Annotated in this window: 1 protein-coding gene and 1 pseudogene; both read left to right on the top strand. The window is 71.3% G+C overall.

The genetic code is table 11. The annotated features are described in order from the left end of the window. Positions 1–324 (top strand): annotated as a pseudogene (locus TW83_RS21440) (hypothetical protein); the annotation flags it as partial. Then, positions 321–1,211, top strand: an 891-nt coding sequence (locus tag TW83_RS17810) for a BatD family protein (RefSeq protein ID WP_157001771.1), incomplete at its 3' end; no start/stop codon positions are given. The pseudogene TW83_RS21440 and the gene TW83_RS17810, both read left to right, overlap by 4 nt.

Below are 1,211 nucleotides of genomic sequence, written 5' to 3'. Positions count from 1 at the left end.
CCCGCCGACGAACAGGCCCGCGCCAGCCGCGACCTGTTGGCGACGATGTTTCCGCCGCAGCAGGGCGACAGCGTCGCGCCGGGTCGCATCCTGGGGCGGGGCGGGCGTCCCGCCCCGGACGAGATGATCGCCAACGCCCTGACCGACGCCGCCGCCGAAAGCTGGCGCCGACCGCTCGAGGCGCGGGGCATGGCCGCCAGCGACGCGTGGCTGGAAACCATCGCCGACGATCCGGGCGAATTCCTGGCCCTGCGGTTGCAGGCCGAACACGACCGGCGCGCCGGGCTGGGCCTGATCCGGCCCGAGGCGGGTGACCCGTGGTGATCCGGCTGATCCTCTTGCTGCTGATGCTGGCCACGCCGCTGCGCGCCGAAACCCCCGCACCCTTGGCCCCCGGAGAGGCGCGGCTGCTGATCCTGCACGATCACGGCAACCCCGTTGTGGCCGAGATGGTGCGCCTGACCCTGCGCGGCGAATACGACCTGACCGTGTCGCTGGAAAGCCTGACCTTTCCGTCGTCCGACGCCTATGACTGGATGCAGATCGACCGCGACCGCTGGTTCCAGGAACGCATCGGCGGGCGGATGATCCAGATCTTCGAACGCGACATCGCGCTGTTTCCGCGCCGGGCAGGGGACCTGACCATCGGTCCGCTGACCCATAACCTGACCAACATCACCCGCAGCGGCGTCCGCGAGGAGGTCAGCGTCACGTCGGGCACCACGCGCCTGACGGTCAAGCCCTTTCCCCATTCGGGCCGCCCCCTGACGGCACGCAGGCTGGTGCTGACGGACGAGCTGTCCGCACCGCCCGGCCGCCTGGCCAAGGACGACATCCTGACCCGCCGCGTCACCATCGAGGCCCTGGGCGCGATGGCCCATCACCTGCCGCCGCGCCCCGACATCGTCCAGCCCTGGCTGATCAGCTTTACCCTGCCGGAAACCCGCGAGACGATCCCCACCCCGGACGGCCCGGTCGCCCGCGTGGTCTGGGAATGGCAGATGCGCCCCCGCACGGGCGAGCCAGGCGTCCTGCCCGCGATCCCCTTTCCCTGGCTGGACACCGACAGCCGCCGGATCGAGGTGGCGGCGATGAAGCCCATTCCCTTCGGCTTCGCGGGTTTCAGCACCGCATCGGGAACGGGCGTCGCCCTGCATTGGGAGATGGCGGGGCTGGCGCTGTCGGGCGGGGTGGTCGCGCTGGCCGTGGTG

It is taken from the genome of Paracoccus sp. S4493 (assembly GCF_000967735.1).
Lineage (GTDB): Bacteria > Pseudomonadota > Alphaproteobacteria > Rhodobacterales > Rhodobacteraceae > Paracoccus > Paracoccus marcusii.
The sequence above is the reverse complement of the archived record's forward strand: the minus strand, read 5'-3'. Positions and strand labels throughout refer to the sequence as shown.